The following is a 15,722-nucleotide window of genomic DNA, read 5'->3' on the forward strand; positions in this document are numbered from 1 at the left end:
CTGTTGGTGGGGGTGGGGGGTGGGGTCAGGGTGCCGGCCTGCCAGAGGGCCGCGTGGGCGATCGAGGCCAGTGTCACGTGCCGGTGCCAGCCCGCCGGCGAACGCCCGGTGAAGTCCCTCAATCCCACCCGCGCCAGGGAGGTGCCCGCGGCCCGGGAGACCCGCCCCGTCTCCTTCGTCATCCGCAGCAGCGCCGCCGGCGCGGCCCGCGTCAGGTCCGTCATCCACGCCTGCACCGGCTGCCGCCGCGCGTCCGTCCACTCCCCGAACAGCAGCATCTCCCGCCCGGCGAACCACACCCGTACCCCCGCGACCAGGGAACTCCGCCGCGCCCCCGGCCGGTCCGGGTCCGCCCACTCCAGCGGGGCGCGCAGCCCCCGCACGCTTTGCAGGACGTCCCGCGCGCCCATCGGCACCGCCCCGGAGCCCGCCCGCCGCGCGTCCGCCGGGATCATCAGCGCTCCCGCGCCGACCCGTGCCACCAGCGGCACGCGGGCCTGCGCGAACCGGACCACCGTGGCGCGGGTCGCGATGTCGGGCACGTCGAGCACCACGGGCCGTACGCCTCCGCCCGCACTCCGCGCGATCTCCGTCACCCCCGCGAGGGCGCAGCTCTCGTACGACTCGTCGGCGTCGTGCTCCCGGTGCATCCGCCAGCCCACCGGCGTGGCCACGCCCCCCGAGGTGAACCACGTCCCGAAGGACTGCTGACCCTGGAACATCTGCCCCTGGTACGGGTCGAAACGGTTCCCCACGCCCGCCGAGTGCGCGCCGCCCCGGGGGATCGCCATCGGCTGCACCACCCACGCGTTCAGCGGTGCGGTCCGGGTCAGGTACCGCGTCAGCGCGGCGCGGATCGGCTCCCACTCCCAGGTGGAACCGGCGATGAAGTGGTGCAGGGCCTGTTCCTCGGCGGGTCCGCCGCCCCCGGTCTGGTGCGCCATGTTGCGGATCGACTTGCGGCCCGCGACCGTGATCAGCCCCCGTACGTACTGACGCCCCCGCTCCCGCTGGTCCCGCCGCCGCAGCGACGGGAACACCGCACCGCACAGCTCCTCGACGGCCTCGTCCAGCCGATCGCGCCGCGCGCCGCCGGAGCCCGCGCCGTCGCCGGTGCCGATGTCCACGACATTCCCCCTTCGTCGGTACCCCCCTACCGTCCGCCCGGGACCCCCTTCGCGGGGAGGTGTGCCGGGCACACCCCTTCGCCCCGGCATGGTGGGCACCCCACCACCAGCCCCGCGGCCGGGGCCGATGCCCCAGACTGGGCGCATGTCGATTCACCAGAACCTGCTCGGGGGCCCCGCCCCCACCCACCTGCCCGACGAGCCCGCGCCCCGCGAGGCCCTCGCCGCCGGCACCCCCGCCGCCGAGGTGGCCGCCGCCCACCCGACGTCCTCGCTGGCCTGGGCCACCCTGGCCGACGACGCCTTCGCCGCCGGCAACACCATCGAGTCGTACGCGTACGCCCGGACGGGCTACCACCGCGGCCTCGACGCGCTGCGCCGCGCCGGCTGGAAGGGCCACGGCCCGGTGCCGTGGGAGCACGAGCCGAACCGCGGCTTCCTGCGCGCCCTGAACGCCCTGGCCCGCGCGGCCGGCGCGATCGACGAGAAGGCCGAGTGGGAGCGCTGCTCGACCTTCCTGCGCGACTCCTCGCCGACGGCGGCGGACACGCTCGCGTAACAGCCGGGCGGACTGCCCTAGAGGGGTTCCGGATCTCCTGCTTATGATGCGAGCAGGGGACCGGGGCTCCACTCACCCAAACGGAAGGAGCGGACCGCTACCCGGAAGCACGTGTCGAGGAGACAGAAATGTCGCAAGCCCTTGATGCCTCCGGAGCCGGTTCGGACACCCCGAACCTCGACTTCGCCGGCACCACCCCCTACGAGGACTACGTCCAGGCGGACGTCCTCACCCACCTCCAGCACCTCCGCTCGGACGACCCCGGCGAGATGGTCTTCCTGGTGACGACCCAGGTCATGGAGCTGTGGTTCACGGTCATCGTCCACGAGTGGGAGACCGCCGCGAAGGCGCTCCGCGAGGACCGGATCCCCGTCGCGATGGACGCGCTGAAACGATCCCTCCGCGAGCTGGAGGCCCTGAACTCCTCCTGGCGTCCGCTGGCGCAGCTCACCCCCGGGCAGTTCAACGCCTACCGCGCGGCCCTCGGCGAGGGCTCCGGTTTCCAGTCCGCGATGTACCGCCGCATGGAGTTCCTGCTCGGCGACAAGGCCGCGTCGATGCTGGTCCCGCACCGGGGCGCGCCGCGCGTGCACGGCGAACTGGAGAAGGCCCTCCACGAGCCCGGCCTGTACGACGAGGTGCTGCGCCTCCTCGCCCGCCGCGGCTTCGCCATCCCCGACTCGGTCCTCACCCGCGACCTGTCGAAGCGCTACGAGCCGTCCCCCGAGGTCGAGACCGTCTGGACGGCCCTGTACGCCGACCCGGACGACCACCACGACCTGCACCGGCTCGGCGAGGTCCTGACCGACGTCGCGGAACTCGTCTGGCGCTGGCGCAACGACCACCTGGTGGCGACCCGCCGCGCGATGGGCGCGAAGACCGGCACGGGCGGCTCCGCCGGCGTGGCCTGGCTGGAGAAGCGCGCCCAGAAGAACGTTTTCCCCGAACTGTGGACGGCGCGCAGCCATGTCTGAGTCGATACCCGTGACCGCCGAGCCGCCCGGTGACCTGCCCGTAGACCTGCCCGTCGATCTGCGGGAGCGGGCCGCCGCGCTCGACGCCGCCGACGAGCTCGCCAAGCTCCGCGAGCGCTTCACCCTCCCCGACGGGGTCGTCTACCTCGACGGGAACAGCCTCGGCGCCCTCCCGGCCACCGTGGCGGACACCACCGCCGACGTGGTCCGCCGCCAGTGGGGCGAGCTGCTCATCCGCTCCTGGGACGAGTCCGGCTGGTGGACCGCCCCCGAGCGGATCGGCGACAAGATCGCCCCGCTCGTCGGCGCCGCCCCCGGCCAGGTCACCGTCGGCGACTCCACCAGCGTGAACCTCTTCAAGGCCCTCGTCGGAGCCGCCCGCCTGGCGGCGCCCGGCCGCACGGAGCTGCTGGTCGACGCCGCGACCTTCCCCACCGACGGCTACATCGCCGCCTCGGCCGCCCGGATGACCGGCCTCACGGTCGTCCCGGTCGAGCCGGGGGAGGCCGCCGCCGCGATGGGTCCGGCCACCGCCGTCGTCCTGCTCAACCACGTCGACTACCGCACCGGCCGGCTCCACGACCTGCCCGCCCTCACTGCGGCGGCCCACGCCGCCGGGGCGGTCACCGTCTGGGACCTGTGCCACTCCGCGGGCGCGCTGCCGGTGGACCTCGACGCGCACGCCGTCGACCTCGCGGTCGGCTGCACGTACAAGTACCTCAACGGCGGCCCCGGCGCCCCGGCGTACCTGTACATCGCCGAGCGCCACCAGGACTCCTTCGACTCCCCGCTGCCCGGCTGGAACGGCCACGCGGACCCCTTCGCGATGACCGCGGACTACACTCCGGCGCCGGGCGCGACCCGCGCCCGGGTCGGGACCCCGGACATCCTGTCCATGCTGGCCCTGGAAGCGGCCCTCGACGCCTGGGACGGGGTGCCGGTCGAAGCCGTCCGCGCCAAGTCCCTCGCCCTGACGGACTTCTTCCTCGACTGCGTGGCCGCGTACGTCCCCGAGGGCACGGTCGAATCCGTCACCCCGATCGAGCACGCCCGGCGCGGCAGCCAGGTCTCCCTGCGCACCGGGAACGCCCGCGAGGTCATGACCGAACTGATCTCCCGCGGCGTCGTCGGGGACTTCCGTGCCCCCGATGTCCTGCGCTTCGGCTTCACCCCGCTCTATGTCGGTTTCGCCGACGTCGAGCGTGCGGCCCGGACACTGGGTCACATTTTCGGGTGACGCGTCGGGAGAGGCGGCGGCGAAACGTCACCTCTCAGGGGGCGTCACAGGCGCGGGCGGAGCCGAGGCTCCGCCCGCGCCCTTTCTGTTCTCGCCCCGCCACGGAACGGCGCGTTCCAGCCTGATACGGTCCCGCTCTGCCGTAACACCGGAACATCTGTCCCCGCTGTCACACGCGTTACCGAGAGGTCGAGCCGATGACGGACCCCGCAGTCGAACGGGACGCCGCCGAGGCCGACTCGGCCTTCTCCCACCCCCCGGTCGCACCCGACGCCACCGCCGCCTACGGGGACCACCCCGACCAGGTCGTCGACTTCTACGCCCCCCGCGCGGACGCGGCCGCCGGCTCCGCACCCCTCGTCGTCCTCCTGCACGGCGGTGCCTGGCGCGCCCCGTACGACCGTCAACACATCACCCCCCTCGCCGACTTCCTCGCCCGCCAGGGCTTCGCCGTCGCCAACGTCGAGTACCGGCGCGGTAGTTCACTGCCGCATCAGGGCTCCGAAGGGCCCGTCGCGGGCCGGTGGCCCGAGACCTTCGACGACGTCGCGGCGGCCATGGACGCGCTGCCCGGTCTGGCGGGCGCGGCGCTCCCGCAGGCGGACGTCCGCAGGGTCGTCGTGTCGGGCCACTCCGCCGGCGGCCACCTCGCGCTGTGGGCCGCCGCCCGCCACGTCCTGCCGGCCGGGAGCCCGTGGCGGCTGCCTGCCGCGCCGCACCTGCGCGGCGTGGTGGCGCTGGCCCCCATCGCGGACTTCACGGTCGCGGAGGAACTCGGCGTCTGCGGCGGAGCCTCCGCCCAACTGTTGGGTGGTACGAGCGAGTTCTGGGAAGCACGCCGCCCGCACGCCGACCCGGCCGCCCTGCTCCCGACCGGGATCGCCACCGCGGTGGTCCAGGGCCGCGACGACATCGTGGTGCCGGAGGCGGTGGCGGAGGCGTACGTGGCCGCCGCCGCCCAGGCGGGGGAACTCGTCGGCCTGACCCTGCTCGACGGCGTGGGCCACTTCCCGCTCATCGACCCGGCGGCCGACGCCTGCGCCGTCGTCTCCGAGGAGATCGCCCAACTGGCCTGGTAGCGGCCCGGCACACGGCGAGCCACGGCGGGGGCGCCGCCTCTCCGTTCACCTCGGCACGAGAACTCGGTGGCGGACCCGGACCGCCACCGACCACCATCGCCACCCTGGCCGGGCATCCGGACCTGGGCGCGCGGGTGGGCAGGGACCGGATCACGGTGCGCGAGCTGATGGTGCACCGGATCGCGGTGCGCGAGCTGATGGTGCACCGGATCGAGGAGTACGCCCGGCACTGCGGGCACGCCGACCTTCTGCGCGAGTGCGTCGACGGACGCGTGGGCCAGTGACGCGGGCCGGCCGGCCGGAGCGGCGGGCCGGCCGCCACCACTCCTCTGCCCGACGTGCCGTCGCCCGGTCCGGGCCCGCCGCGCGCCAGGGTCGGGGCATGAAGACCGCCCTCCCCGCAGCCCTCCCCTGCGCGCTGACCGCCGCCCTCGCGGCCGTCACCCTCGCCCTGACGGCCGCGGCGCCCGCACCCCTGCCCCACCTCGAATCCGAACGCACCGTCTCCGCGTGGCTCCCCTGGTGGAACATCGAGGTCGGCTACCGGGACGCCCTGGCCCACGCCGACCGGCTCCACACGGTCAGCCCGTTCTGGTACGCGACGTCCGCCACCACCTCCACCCCGTCCGGGGCCGTGGTCAAGGGCGAGACCGGAGCCGGCGACCGCCGCATCATCGACGGCCTGCACGCCAAGGGACTCAAGGTGGTCCCGACGGTCACCGAGAGCCTGCGCGCCCCGGCCATGGCGGACCTGATGAACGACCCCGCCCGCCGGACCGCGCACGTGGACGACCTCGTGGCCGTCGCAACCGGCCGCTCCTACGACGGCCTCGACCTGGACTACGAGGTGATGACCGAGACGTCCGACCCCGCCCTGCGCGAACGGGTCCGTACCGGCTACAACGCGCTGACCACCGAACTCTGCGCCCGCCTGCACGCCCTGGCCAAGAGCTGCGTCGTCACCGTCATGCCCCGCACCCGGGACACGGGCCTGGCCTTCGACTACCCGCACCTCGGCGCCGTCGCCGACCGGCTGCGCATCATGGGCTACAACCTGCACAACGCCCTCGGAGCGCCCGGCCCGCTGTCCTCGACGGCCTGGTACGAGGAGTTCCTGACCCACGCCACGGCGCAGGTGCCCCGCGACAGACTGGAAGTGGCGCTGCCCGCCTACGGATGGAACTGGACGGTGGGTTCCATGGCCCGCGCCCGGCACGTCACGTCCCTGGAGGCCGAGGCCCTGCGGCGCGACGTCGGCGCCGACTACGCACTCGACCCGGTCTCCGGCACCCCGCACTTCACGTACACGGACGACGAGGGCGAGGAGCACCAGGTCTGGTACCAGGACGCGAAGGGCGCGGCCCGCCACCTGGCCGTACTGGCCCGCCACGGGGTCCGGGGCACCGGCCTGTGGGCCCTCGGCTTCGAGGACCCGCGCCTGTGGGACGCCCTGGCCTCCGACCCGCCCGCATCACCCGCGTCACCGGTGCGGACAGCCGGTTGAGTGCGGTGCCGCCCGGTCTTGAACGAACCGCGCGCGAGCGACGTGACATCAGGGGGACGGGCCGCGGGCGACGGCGGCCGGCTCCGATCACCACGGGCGCGACGAAAGGCGGGACGCATGGCGGGACGGACGCCGGGACGCAGGACCGGGTGGACCGCTGATCGCCGGTACGCCGAAGGGCGGGACGCGTGACGCGTCCCGCCCTTCGATCGGACCTGCCGATGCGCGGGTTCCTACAGGAACGAGTTGATCTGGATCGTCTCGGTGCGGCCGGGGCCGACGCCGATCGCCGAGATCGGGGCGCCCGACATCTCCTCCAGCGCCTTCACGTACGCCTGGGCGTTCTTCGGAAGGTCGGAGAACGTCTGGGCCTTGGTGATGTCCTCGGACCAGCCGGGGAGGTTCTCGTAGATCGGCTTCGCGTGGTGGAAGTCCGTCTGCGAGTACGGCAGCTCCTCGACGCGCTTGCCGTCGATCTCGTACGCGACGCAGACCGGGATCTGCTCCCAGCCGGTCAGCACGTCCAGCTTGGTGAGGAAGAAGTCCGTCAGGCCGTTCACGCGGGTCGCGTAGCGGGCGATCGGGGCGTCGAACCAACCGCAGCGGCGGTCACGGCCGGTGGTCACACCGCGCTCGCCACCGATGCGGCGCAGGGCCTCGCCGTCCTCGTCGAACAGCTCCGTCGGGAACGGGCCGGCGCCGACACGGGTCGTGTACGCCTTGAGGATGCCGATGACACGGCTGATCTTCGTCGGGCCGACACCCGCACCGGTGCAGGCGCCACCGGCCGTCGGGTTCGAGGAGGTGACGAAGGGGTACGTGCCGTGGTCGACGTCGAGCAGCGTGCCCTGGCCGCCCTCGAAGAGGACGACCTTCTCCTCGTCGAGCGCCTTGTTGATGATGAGGGTGGTGTCGGCGACGTACGGCTTGATCTGCTCCGCGTACTGGAGCATCTCCTCGACGATCTGCGCCGGGTCGATCGCGCGGCGGTTGTACAGCTTCGCGAGGAGCTGGTTCTTGCCCTCCAGCGCCGCTTCGACCTTCTGCGTCAGGATGGACTCGTCGTACAGGTCCTGGACGCGGATGCCGATCCGGTTGATCTTGTCGGCGTAGGTCGGTCCGATGCCGCGGCCGGTCGTACCGATCTTCCGCTTCCCCAGGAAACGCTCGCCGACCTTGTCGAGGGTGACGTTGTACGGAGTGATCAGGTGGGCGTTGCCGCTCAGGAGCAGCTTGGAGGTGTCGATGCCGCGCTCGTTGAGCCCACGCAGCTCGGAGAGGAGTACGGCGGGGTCGACCACGACACCGTTGCCGATGACCGGGGTGCATCCGGGGGAGAGGATGCCGGAAGGGAGAAGGTGCAGTGCATACTTCTGGTCGCCGACGACGACCGTGTGGCCGGCGTTGTTGCCACCCTGATAGCGCACCACATAGTCAACGGATCCACCGAGCAGGTCGGTGGCCTTTCCCTTGCCCTCGTCACCCCACTGAGCTCCGAGCAGCACAAGAGCGGGCACAGGCGTACACCTCTTCCGGATGGGGCATGTCCAAGGTCAGGGGGCGTACGACGATGTACACCGCAGGCTGAGCCGTCGGACCGGTACCCCGGAATAGACGAAGGCCCTGGCGCAATAGCGCAAGGGCCTCTTGCACAAAGATGCTACCCGAGGAAGGACCGAGGTGTCGGCTCCAGAGCCCACCATGAGCCATGCGGGCGCGCCGGTAGGCGGCCTGCTGGTGCTCGTCGACCCGGTCGCCCGCCGTCTCGACGGCGAGTCTGTGCGGATCGCGAAAGATGTGTTGTGTGCCGCGGCGCACGCGAAAGTTTCTCTCCCCGACTCTCCGGAGGAGTTCGCGCGGGCGCTGGCCCGCCGGGGCCATCGGCGCCCCGTGATCGTCGGCGACGACCGTGCACTGGTACGCGCAGTGACCCTGCTGCACCGTTCGCGTGACCTCGTCGGCGAACCCCTGTCACTGATTCCGGTCGGACCCGTCGGCTCCCTCGGACTCGCCCGCTCCCTGGGCGTCCCGCTGTCGGCGGTGATGGCCGCCCGCGCGGCCCTCGACGGCATCGTGCGCACACGGGACCTGCTCGTGGACGACAGCGACGGCGTGGTGCTCGGAGGTCTGCGGATCACGCCGCCGCGGGCCTCGGCGCCGGCCGTACGGAAGTACCGGTCGCTGCTGCGCCTCCTGCTGCCCCCCTCACAGGCCCCGACGGGGCAGGTGCACCGGCTGCGCGTGGAGGTGGACGGCGTGGTGCTGGCCGACGTGGACCACCCCGTGGAGGAGGTCTCGGTGACCACGCGGGAGCCGGGCGGCCCCGCGGAGGTCGTGGTGCGGCTGGCCGGCTGCCCGACCCGGACCCAACGGGCCACGGCGGTCACGGTCTCCGGAGCGGACTTCCGCTACCGGGCCGACCACGCGGGCGTCACCGGCCCCGTACGCCGACGGACGTGGACGCTCCGCCCGGGAGCATGGGCGCTGACCCTCCCCAGGTGAGGGCCGGCCCTCCCCCGCAGAGGGGGAGGGTCAGCCGACCTCCTGGGCCGCCGTCTCGATCAGGTCCGTCACTGGGCCCGGCTGCGAGGCCAACGAGGCGTGGCTCGCGTCCAGCTCGATGGTCTTGCGGGGGTTGAGTCGGGCGGCCATCCGGCGCTCGTTGTCCGGGTGGATCATGCGGTCGGCGGTCGACACCTGGTACCAGGACGGCTTCACCCGCCAGGCGGGCGAGGAGACGACGTCCCCGAAGGTCGACGCGATCGGTGCCTTCTGCGTGACCGCCATGACCAGGGCCTCTTCCGCCGAGAGGTCCTGCGCGAAGCTCTCGCGGAACTTGTCCCGCTTGACCCACAGGTAGCCGTCCGAGTCCGGGGCGATGTTCGCGAACGCCTCGGGCGGGTTCTCCTGGCTGAGTGATCCGGGGCTCTCCCCGGAGTCCGGGGCGAACGCGGCGACGTAGACCAGCCCGGTGTCGGCGACCCCCGGGGCTCGGTGTCCATCCCCGGGGCCCCCGGGGCTCGGTGTGCGTCCCGGGCCCGGGGGCTCGCTGTCCATCCCCAGGATCCGCTGCCGACCCACTTCCGCCGGCGGAAGCGGGTGGCGCCCACGCTAGGCAGCCCCCGGGCACCCCGCCACCGCAGCGGCTGCCCTCCGTGACACCGTGTCACCGTCTCCGACCGCGCGGACGGTGGCCTCGGGGCGCTACGGGAGGTCGAGCGTCGCGCGGTGGTCGCGCCAGCGGTCCATCAGGCCGTGCAGCTCGTGCTGGAGGAACTCGAAGAACGCCGCCGTCTCGGCGACCCGGGCCCCCGCCGGGGAGTCCGTGCCCAGGCCCGCCGCACCCTCCCGGAGGGTCTTCTCGAACAGGGTCAACGCCTGGTCCCGATGGGTGAAGGTCTCGTACCAGAGCTCGTTGTGCAGGACGTACCGCCTGGCCGGAACGGCACTGGCACTGGGCTGGGTCGGGCCGGCACTGAACCTCCCGCAGGCCGTCATGAACCTGCCACCCTTCGCCCACCTGCAGAAGCTCCCGAGCCCGGAACCGATCGCCTGGGCGCCGCTCCTCACCCTCACCGCCCTGGCGGCGGCCCTGTCGGCCGCCGGCCTGCTCGCCCTGCGCCGCCGGGACATGACGACGTAGGGGGCGGGGCGACGGAGGGGGGCGGGTCTGGGCGTCAGAACTCCACCACCAACTCCCGCAGTCCCCTGATGACATACCCCTCCCGCCACTGCGGCTCGCGGACGAGCCGCAGTGGCGGCATCGTCTTCGCCAGCAGCGCCCCGAACGAGGCCGCCAGCTCCAGCCGCGCCAGCGGTGCCCCCAGGCAGTAGTGGATCCCCGCCCCGAAGGTCAGGTGCGGATTGTCCGTCCGCCCGAGGTCCAGGGTGTCGGGGTCCTCGAAGCGCGCGGGGTCCCGGTTCGCGGACCCGAAGAGCAGTGCCACCTCGGCTCCGCGCGGGATGACGGTGTCCCCGACCCGGATCTCGTCGAGCACCCAGCGTTCGAACATTTGTAGGGGTGTATCGAATCGCATCAGTTCATCCACAGCTGTGGACAACTTTTCGGGATGCGCGCGCAGGTCCGCGAGCCGGTCGGGATGACGGAACAGCGCCCACCACCCGTTGACGGTCGTGTTGACGGTGGCCTCGTGTCCCGCGTTCAACAGAAGTACGCAGGTGGAGACCATCTCCTGCTCGCTGAGTCGGCCGCCCTCATCGTGAGCGGCGATCAGCCCGGAGATCAAATCCGGGCCGGGTCGCTTGCGTCGCTCACCGATCAGCGCCCGCAGGTAATCCCCGAACTCCACACTCGCCGTGACGGCCCGTCGGGCCGTCGCCTCGCCAGGCCGCAACTCGAACATTCCGCAGATGTCCGACGACCAGGGCCGCAACAGCTTCCTGTCCGCCTCCGGCACCCCCAACAGCTCCGCGATCACCGCCACCGGCAGCGGTTCGGCGACCGCCGTCAGCAAGTCCCCGCCGCCATCGGCCAGCAGCCCGCCCGCCAACTCGCCGGCCAGCCGTTCCACCGCCGGCGCGAGCCGCTCCACGGTGCGCGGGGTGAACGCCTTCGCCACCAGCCGCCGCACCCGCGCGTGCGCGGGATCCTCCAGGTCCAACAGCCCGTTGCCGTTCAGGACGTGGAACGGCTCGTGCTCCGGCGGCGGCGCCTGCCGCCCGAACTCCTCGTGCGAGAAGCGGTGCAGATACGTCCGACCCAACCGCCTGTCCCGCAGCAGCGCGCTCACATCGGCGTAATGCGGCACCAGCCACTGCCCCGTCGCCTCCGACCACACCGCGCGCCCCCGCTCCCGCAGCTCCCGATAGGCGGGGTACGGATCGGCGACGAAGGCGGCATCCCACGGATCAAAGCCCATCCCCGCACCCTAGTGCTGTGCCCCCCGAAACCCGACCCTCCCGAACGCCCGCCGCGACACTTCCAGAGGCCGCCGCACACCCCATCGCGCCCGACCGACCCCAGGGCGACGACCGGACCGGGCGGAGGCCGACGACCGAACCTAGGCCGGTGTGACCAGTCGTGTCTCGTACGCGAACACCGCCGCCTGTGTCCGGTCCCGCAGGCCCAACTTCACCAGGATTCGACTCACATGCGTCTTGATCGTGGACTCCGCGACGACCAGCCGGTTCGCGATCTCGGCATTCGTCAGCCCCTGCGCGATCAGCACCAGCACCTCCGTCTCCCGCTCCGTCAGCTGCGCGACCCCCGCCGAATCCGAGAGACGGGGCGACTCCGCGAGCTTCGAGAACTCCACGATCAGCCGCTTGGTCACTGAAGGCGCCAGCAATGCCTCGCCGGCCGCCACCACCCTTACCCCGTCGGCCAGTTGGCGCGCCGAGGCGTCCTTCAGCAGGAATCCGGACGCCCCCGCCCGCAGGGCCTGGTACACGTACTCGTCGAGGTCGAAGGTCGTCAGGACCAGCACCTTCGCGTCCGTGTCGGCAGCCACGATCCGCCGGGTCGCCTCCAGCCCGTTCATCTCCGGCATCCGGATGTCCATCAGCACCACATCCGGCCGCAGGGCCGCCACCTGGGCGATGGCCTGGCGGCCGTCCACGGCCTCCCCGACCACCTCGATGCCCTCCATCGCGTTCAGCAGGACGGAGAACCCCTCCCGGACCATCATCTGGTCATCGACGATCAAGACCTTGATCGTCATGACGACGCCGCTTCCGGCTCGGGACGGCTGCGCACCGGTATGAACACCGCCACCTCGAACCCACCCGCCGCCGTCTCCTGCGCCGTCATCTCCCCCTCCAACATCGCCACCCGTTCCCGCATCCCGGTGATGCCGTGCCCGGCCCCCGGCGACGGAGCCACATTCGCGGTTCCCGGGCCGTTGACCACCCGTATCCCCAGCCCGCCCAACACGTACGAGACCTCGACCCCGGCCACCGCCCCCGGAGCGTGCCGCAGCGTGTTGCTCAGGGCCTCCTGGATGATCCGGTACGCCGACAGCTCCACACCCTGCGGCAGCTCCCGCACCGCACCGGTGATCGTCTTGTCCACGGTGAGCCCGGCATCCCGCACATTGGCCAGAAGCCCGTCGAGCATGGCCAGCGTCGGCTGCGGGGCATCGGGTGCCTCGTAGTCCGCGGACCGCACCACCCCCAGGACCCGGCGCAGCTCCGTCAACGCCGCCACGGCGTTCTCCCGGATGGTGACGAAGGCCGCCTCCAGCTCCGGCGGCGGATTCTTCACCCGGTACGGGGCCGCCTCCGCCTGGATCGCCACCACCGACATGTGGTGCGCGACCACGTCGTGCAGCTCCCGCGCGATGGTCGTCCGCTCCTCCAGGAGCGTCCGCCGGTCCCGCTCCACCGCCGTGACCTCCTGCTGCGCCGTGACCTCCGCCTTGGCGTGGCGGCGTATCTGGATGCTGCTCGCGACGAGGAGGGCGAAAGCCGAGGCGACGATCATGTTCATCGAGTTCATGCCGTACCGGCCCGCGAACAGCACCTCGACGGCCATGCTGAGGGCCACCGTGAGCGCCCACATCCAGGCCGCCACCCGCGGCCCCCGGCGGAAGGTCACCAGGACCATGACCGCGATGTACGCCAGGAAACTGCCCGGGGTCCAGGGCCACGTCATCGAGGACCCGCCCACCACGGCGAGCACCAGGGTCATCGCGACCGCCGCCCACCACGCCGCAATCGGGCGGACCAGCGTCATCAGCACCGGCACCGCCGCCAGGACGCCACTGGTCAGCCGGCCCGCCGAGCCGAGATAGGTGTGCTGGGTCACGAACGTGAAGAACACGATGAAGAGGGCCAGCGCACCCACCTGTACGTGGCGGATCCACCCGTTGTACTGGCGTATCGACGCCGGAAGCCGGCGGACGAACCACCCCTCGGTCGTCTTCGCCGGCAACGGCCGGAACGCGAAGGCATCGCTGATGAGGTCATGGCGCAGGGTCTGGAGCAGACCCGAAACCATCCTGAATTCCGGTGTCCGGGTTGTCCCCCGGGTGGTCGTCTCGGTCACATACAGAACCGTAGGTCCGTTCACCCCCCGCCCGCGTCGCCGCTGAAGGGGATATCCCAAGGTCCCCCTCAAGTACTACGCCGGCATGTCAGTAGCCCGTCGGGCGGATCAGGCCCGTCTCGTACGCGAACACCGCGGCCTGGGTCCGGTCCCGCAGGCCCAGCTTCACCAGGATCCGGCTCACGTGCGTCTTCACCGTCTGCTCGGCGAGGACCAGGTGCCCCGCGATCTCCGCGTTGGACAGCCCCTGGGCGATCAGCGACAGCACCTCCGTCTCCCGCTCCGTCAGCTCGTCGATCCGCGCCCGCGAGGGCCCCCGCGGCGCGCCCATCCGCGAGAACTCCGTGATCAGCCGCTTCGTGATGTTCGGCGACAGCAGGGCCTCGCCGGCCGCCACGACCCGCACGGCCTCCGCGAGCTGATCGGCGGACGCGTCCTTGAGGAGGAACCCGGAGGCCCCGGCACGCAGCGCCTCGTACACGTACTCGTCGAGGTCGAAGGTGGTCAGCACCAGCACCTTCACCGTCGCGGCCGGGTCACCGGTGATGATCGAGGTGGCCTCGATGCCGCCCATGCCGGGCATTCGGATGTCCATCAGCACCACGTCCGGGGCCAGCTCGGAGACCTTCGCCACCGCCTCCGCGCCGTCCACCGCCTGCCCCACGACCTCCATGTCGGGCTGGGCGTTGAGGAGCACCGTGAAGCCCTGCCGGACCATCATCTGGTCGTCGGCGATCATCACCTTGATCGGTTCGACCGGGTTGTTCAGGACGCTCATCAGGCCTTCTTCGTCTCATTCGGTCCGGCAGCGAGGCTCCCGGGCGGATCCATGGGGAGGACGGCACTGACCTCGTACCCTCCGTCGGGGCTCGGCCCGGCGGCCAGTTCCCCGCCCAGCATGCCCGCCCGCTCCCGCATGCCGAGCAGCCCGTGCCCGGCTCCCGGGGACGGCGGGACCGCCCTGGTCGGCGCGCTGTTGGCGACACACAGGTGAAGTTCGCGCGGTCCGTACGCTATGCCGACCTCGACCCGTGAACCGGGCGCGTGGCGAAGGCAGTTGCTCAGTGCCTCCTGCACGATCCGGTACGCGGTCAGCTCGACTCCCGGGGTCAGCGCCCGGCGGATGCCCGCCACCTCGGTCGTGACCTCCAGACCGGCCCCCCGGACGTTGTCCACGAGGCTTCCCAACTCGGCCAACGTGGGTTGGGGGTGATGGGAGTCCGCCGAATCGTCGGGACTTTCCGAACGCAGTACGCCCAACACGCGTCGCAGCTCCGTCAGGGCCTCCAGGGCGTTCTCCCGGATGCCGGCGAGGTTCTCCTTGAGTTCCTCGGACGGGTTCTCGACGAGGTGCGGGGCCACCTGCGCCTGGATGGAGATCACCGACATGTGGTGGGCGACGACGTCGTGCAGCTCCCGGGCGATCCGACTGCGCTCCTCCAACAGCGTCCGCTGCGCCCGTTCCGCCTCGGTGAGGGTCTCCTGTTCCACGAGCTTGCCCCGGGCAAGCCGCGAGGCGCGCAGCGCGTACCCGAGGAGACCGGTGAAGCCGAAGACGACCACGGCCACGAGGGTGCTGGTCTGGCTGCCGTCCGGCCGGCAGATGACCTCGGCCAGCCCGGTGCACACGATCGGGACGGCGATGACCGTGATGGTCACACGGGCCGGTACGCGCAGGGCGACCAGGAGAATCACCGGGGCGAAGGTGAAGAGACCGCCGGGCATCCAGGGCCACATCTGACCCTGCCCCACGTGATCGTGGATCTCCCAGGCCGACATGCCCGCGGCTATCAGGCCTAGCCACCAGGCGGCGATGGGCCGGGCCATCGCCAAGGCGATGGCCGCACCGCTCATGACCGACAGCGCCACCGGGGTACTGCCCGCCAGCCCGTAGTGGTTGAAGAGCTGACTGCCGTGGAGGAATCCGAAGAACACCGCGGCGTAGACCAACGCCACGTGCGGCAGCCGGGCCAGCCAACGGGGACGGGACATCCGGGGGAGCGGGTCCCGTCGCAGGGTGAGGAGATCCCGTGCAATGTCCCGCGACAGAGCGCGGGTTCGCACCGAGAGGGGGGCCGGGCGTGCGCTCTTCTCTTCCACGTCGTCCACCCTAGTGCAGCGCGTCGCAGGTCCTTTGCCGGTTGGGCGTGGCTGGATTGGTGACGCTGTGTGAGCGCGCAGGCATCCTGCGGGAAGCGGTCCTCGGACGACCCGGCTTCGGTCCGGCACACGGTGG

Annotated in this window: 15 protein-coding genes and 2 pseudogenes; 8 read left to right on the top strand and 9 right to left on the bottom strand. The window is 71.9% G+C overall.

Going from position 1 to position 15,722, the window contains the following annotated elements:
• Positions 1-1,127 (bottom strand): transposase (locus OTB19_RS38175; RefSeq protein WP_267803393.1); only part of this gene is annotated, 1,127 nt, incomplete at its 3' end.
• A gap of 145 nt (positions 1,128-1,272) precedes the next feature.
• Between OTB19_RS38175 and OTB19_RS38180 the strand changes: the two genes are divergently transcribed.
• From OTB19_RS38180 to OTB19_RS38205, 6 genes and pseudogenes are all read left to right on the top strand, one after another.
• A complete protein-coding gene (locus OTB19_RS38180) occupies positions 1,273-1,686 on the top strand; it encodes a DUF3151 domain-containing protein (protein WP_053676967.1) in 414 nt (137 codons plus the stop codon).
• A 128-nt stretch (positions 1,687-1,814) separates the two neighbouring features.
• Positions 1,815-2,660 (top strand): tryptophan 2,3-dioxygenase family protein, encoded by an 846-nt coding sequence (locus OTB19_RS38185; protein ID WP_267803394.1) that lies wholly within the window; start codon positions 1,815-1,817, stop codon positions 2,658-2,660.
• The gene (gene kynU, locus OTB19_RS38190; RefSeq protein ID WP_267803395.1) at positions 2,653-3,897 is read left to right on the top strand and encodes a kynureninase; all 1,245 of its coding nucleotides are present in this window, start codon (positions 2,653-2,655) and stop codon (positions 3,895-3,897) included. Before OTB19_RS38185 ends, kynU begins: the two co-directional genes overlap by 8 nt.
• Positions 3,898-4,094: 197 nt before the next feature.
• The gene (locus OTB19_RS38195) at positions 4,095-4,976 is read left to right on the top strand and encodes an alpha/beta hydrolase (RefSeq protein ID WP_267803396.1); all 882 of its coding nucleotides are present in this window, start codon (positions 4,095-4,097) and stop codon (positions 4,974-4,976) included.
• 92 nt (positions 4,977-5,068) lie between these two features.
• A pseudogene (locus tag OTB19_RS38200) lies at positions 5,069-5,260 on the top strand (DUF664 domain-containing protein); the annotation flags it as partial.
• A gap of 98 nt (positions 5,261-5,358) precedes the next feature.
• Positions 5,359-6,480 carry a glycosyl hydrolase family 18 protein gene (locus tag OTB19_RS38205; RefSeq protein WP_267803397.1) on the top strand — a complete coding sequence of 374 codons (1,122 nt, stop codon included), beginning with the start codon at positions 5,359-5,361 and terminating at the stop codon, positions 6,478-6,480.
• Positions 6,481-6,713: 233 nt separating this feature from the next.
• Here the strand turns inward: OTB19_RS38205 and OTB19_RS38210 are convergent, their stop codons facing one another.
• Positions 6,714-7,997 (bottom strand): adenylosuccinate synthase, encoded by a 1,284-nt coding sequence (locus tag OTB19_RS38210; protein WP_053676960.1) that lies wholly within the window; start codon positions 7,995-7,997, stop codon positions 6,714-6,716.
• A gap of 184 nt (positions 7,998-8,181) precedes the next feature.
• Here OTB19_RS38210 and OTB19_RS38215 point away from each other — a divergent pair, with 184 nt between their 5' ends.
• Entirely contained in the window at positions 8,182-8,982 is an 801-nt protein-coding gene (locus OTB19_RS38215; RefSeq protein WP_267803404.1) for a diacylglycerol kinase, read from the top strand.
• A gap of 30 nt (positions 8,983-9,012) precedes the next feature.
• Here OTB19_RS38215 and OTB19_RS38220 read toward each other — a convergent pair whose 3' ends face one another.
• Together OTB19_RS38220 and OTB19_RS38225 are read right to left on the bottom strand one after the other, a co-directional pair.
• Entirely contained in the window at positions 9,013-9,537 is a 525-nt protein-coding gene (locus OTB19_RS38220; RefSeq protein ID WP_267803398.1) for an alpha/beta hydrolase, read from the bottom strand.
• A 147-nt stretch (positions 9,538-9,684) separates the two neighbouring features.
• On the bottom strand, positions 9,685-9,978 hold the full coding sequence (locus tag OTB19_RS38225) for a hypothetical protein (RefSeq protein WP_420716995.1): 294 nt from the start codon (positions 9,976-9,978) through the stop codon (positions 9,685-9,687).
• Between OTB19_RS38225 and OTB19_RS38230 the strand changes: the two are divergent.
• Positions 9,917-10,123 (top strand): annotated as a pseudogene (locus tag OTB19_RS38230) (ABC transporter permease); the annotation flags it as partial. The gene OTB19_RS38225 and the pseudogene OTB19_RS38230 sit on opposite strands and share 62 nt — an antisense overlap.
• A gap of 34 nt (positions 10,124-10,157) precedes the next feature.
• Here OTB19_RS38230 and OTB19_RS38235 read toward each other — a convergent pair.
• The 5 genes from OTB19_RS38235 to OTB19_RS38255 all read right to left on the bottom strand — a co-directional run bounded on the left by OTB19_RS38235 (position 10,158) and on the right by OTB19_RS38255 (position 15,478).
• On the bottom strand, positions 10,158-11,360 hold the full coding sequence (locus tag OTB19_RS38235) for a cytochrome P450 (protein ID WP_267803399.1): 1,203 nt from the start codon (positions 11,358-11,360) through the stop codon (positions 10,158-10,160).
• A 141-nt stretch (positions 11,361-11,501) separates the two neighbouring features.
• Positions 11,502-12,161, bottom strand: a complete 660-nt coding sequence (locus OTB19_RS38240; protein WP_267803400.1) for a response regulator — start codon at positions 12,159-12,161, stop codon at positions 11,502-11,504.
• A complete protein-coding gene (locus tag OTB19_RS38245; RefSeq protein WP_267803401.1) occupies positions 12,158-13,438 on the bottom strand; it encodes a histidine kinase in 1,281 nt (426 codons plus the stop codon). The genes OTB19_RS38240 and OTB19_RS38245 overlap by 4 nt, the downstream gene beginning before the upstream one ends.
• A gap of 136 nt (positions 13,439-13,574) precedes the next feature.
• On the bottom strand, positions 13,575-14,264 hold the full coding sequence (locus OTB19_RS38250; RefSeq protein WP_267803402.1) for a response regulator: 690 nt from the start codon (positions 14,262-14,264) through the stop codon (positions 13,575-13,577).
• On the bottom strand, positions 14,264-15,478 hold the full coding sequence (locus tag OTB19_RS38255; RefSeq protein WP_267803403.1) for a sensor histidine kinase: 1,215 nt from the start codon (positions 15,476-15,478) through the stop codon (positions 14,264-14,266). Before OTB19_RS38255 ends, OTB19_RS38250 begins: the two co-directional genes overlap by 1 nt.
• Between the last annotated feature and the right edge of the window lie 244 nt (positions 15,479-15,722).

It is taken from the genome of Streptomyces sp. H27-H5, assembly GCF_026627505.1.
GTDB lineage: Bacteria > Actinomycetota > Actinomycetes > Streptomycetales > Streptomycetaceae > Streptomyces.

Excerpts from the sequence above, each read along its gene's own strand:
- OTB19_RS38255 (WP_267803403.1), bottom strand. The coding sequence starts at position 15,478 with ATGTCCCGTCCCCGTTGGCTGGCCCGGCTGCCGCACGTGGCGTTGGTC.
- OTB19_RS38180 (WP_053676967.1), top strand. The coding sequence starts at position 1,273 with ATGTCGATTCACCAGAACCTGCTCGGGGGCCCCGCCCCCACCCACCTG.
- OTB19_RS38220 (WP_267803398.1), bottom strand. The coding sequence starts at position 9,537 with ATGGACAGCGAGCCCCCGGGCCCGGGACGCACACCGAGCCCCGGGGGC.
- OTB19_RS38185 (WP_267803394.1), top strand. The coding sequence starts at position 1,815 with ATGTCGCAAGCCCTTGATGCCTCCGGAGCCGGTTCGGACACCCCGAAC.
- kynU (WP_267803395.1), top strand. The coding sequence starts at position 2,653 with ATGTCTGAGTCGATACCCGTGACCGCCGAGCCGCCCGGTGACCTGCCC.
- OTB19_RS38235 (WP_267803399.1), bottom strand. The coding sequence starts at position 11,360 with ATGGGCTTTGATCCGTGGGATGCCGCCTTCGTCGCCGATCCGTACCCC.
- OTB19_RS38215 (WP_267803404.1), top strand. The coding sequence starts at position 8,182 with ATGAGCCATGCGGGCGCGCCGGTAGGCGGCCTGCTGGTGCTCGTCGAC.
- OTB19_RS38205 (WP_267803397.1), top strand. The coding sequence starts at position 5,359 with ATGAAGACCGCCCTCCCCGCAGCCCTCCCCTGCGCGCTGACCGCCGCC.
- OTB19_RS38245 (WP_267803401.1), bottom strand. The coding sequence starts at position 13,438 with ATGGTTTCGGGTCTGCTCCAGACCCTGCGCCATGACCTCATCAGCGAT.
- OTB19_RS38250 (WP_267803402.1), bottom strand. The coding sequence starts at position 14,264 with ATGAGCGTCCTGAACAACCCGGTCGAACCGATCAAGGTGATGATCGCC.
- OTB19_RS38195 (WP_267803396.1), top strand. The coding sequence starts at position 4,095 with ATGACGGACCCCGCAGTCGAACGGGACGCCGCCGAGGCCGACTCGGCC.
- OTB19_RS38225 (WP_420716995.1), bottom strand. The coding sequence starts at position 9,978 with ATGACGGCCTGCGGGAGGTTCAGTGCCGGCCCGACCCAGCCCAGTGCC.
- OTB19_RS38240 (WP_267803400.1), bottom strand. The coding sequence starts at position 12,161 with ATGACGATCAAGGTCTTGATCGTCGATGACCAGATGATGGTCCGGGAG.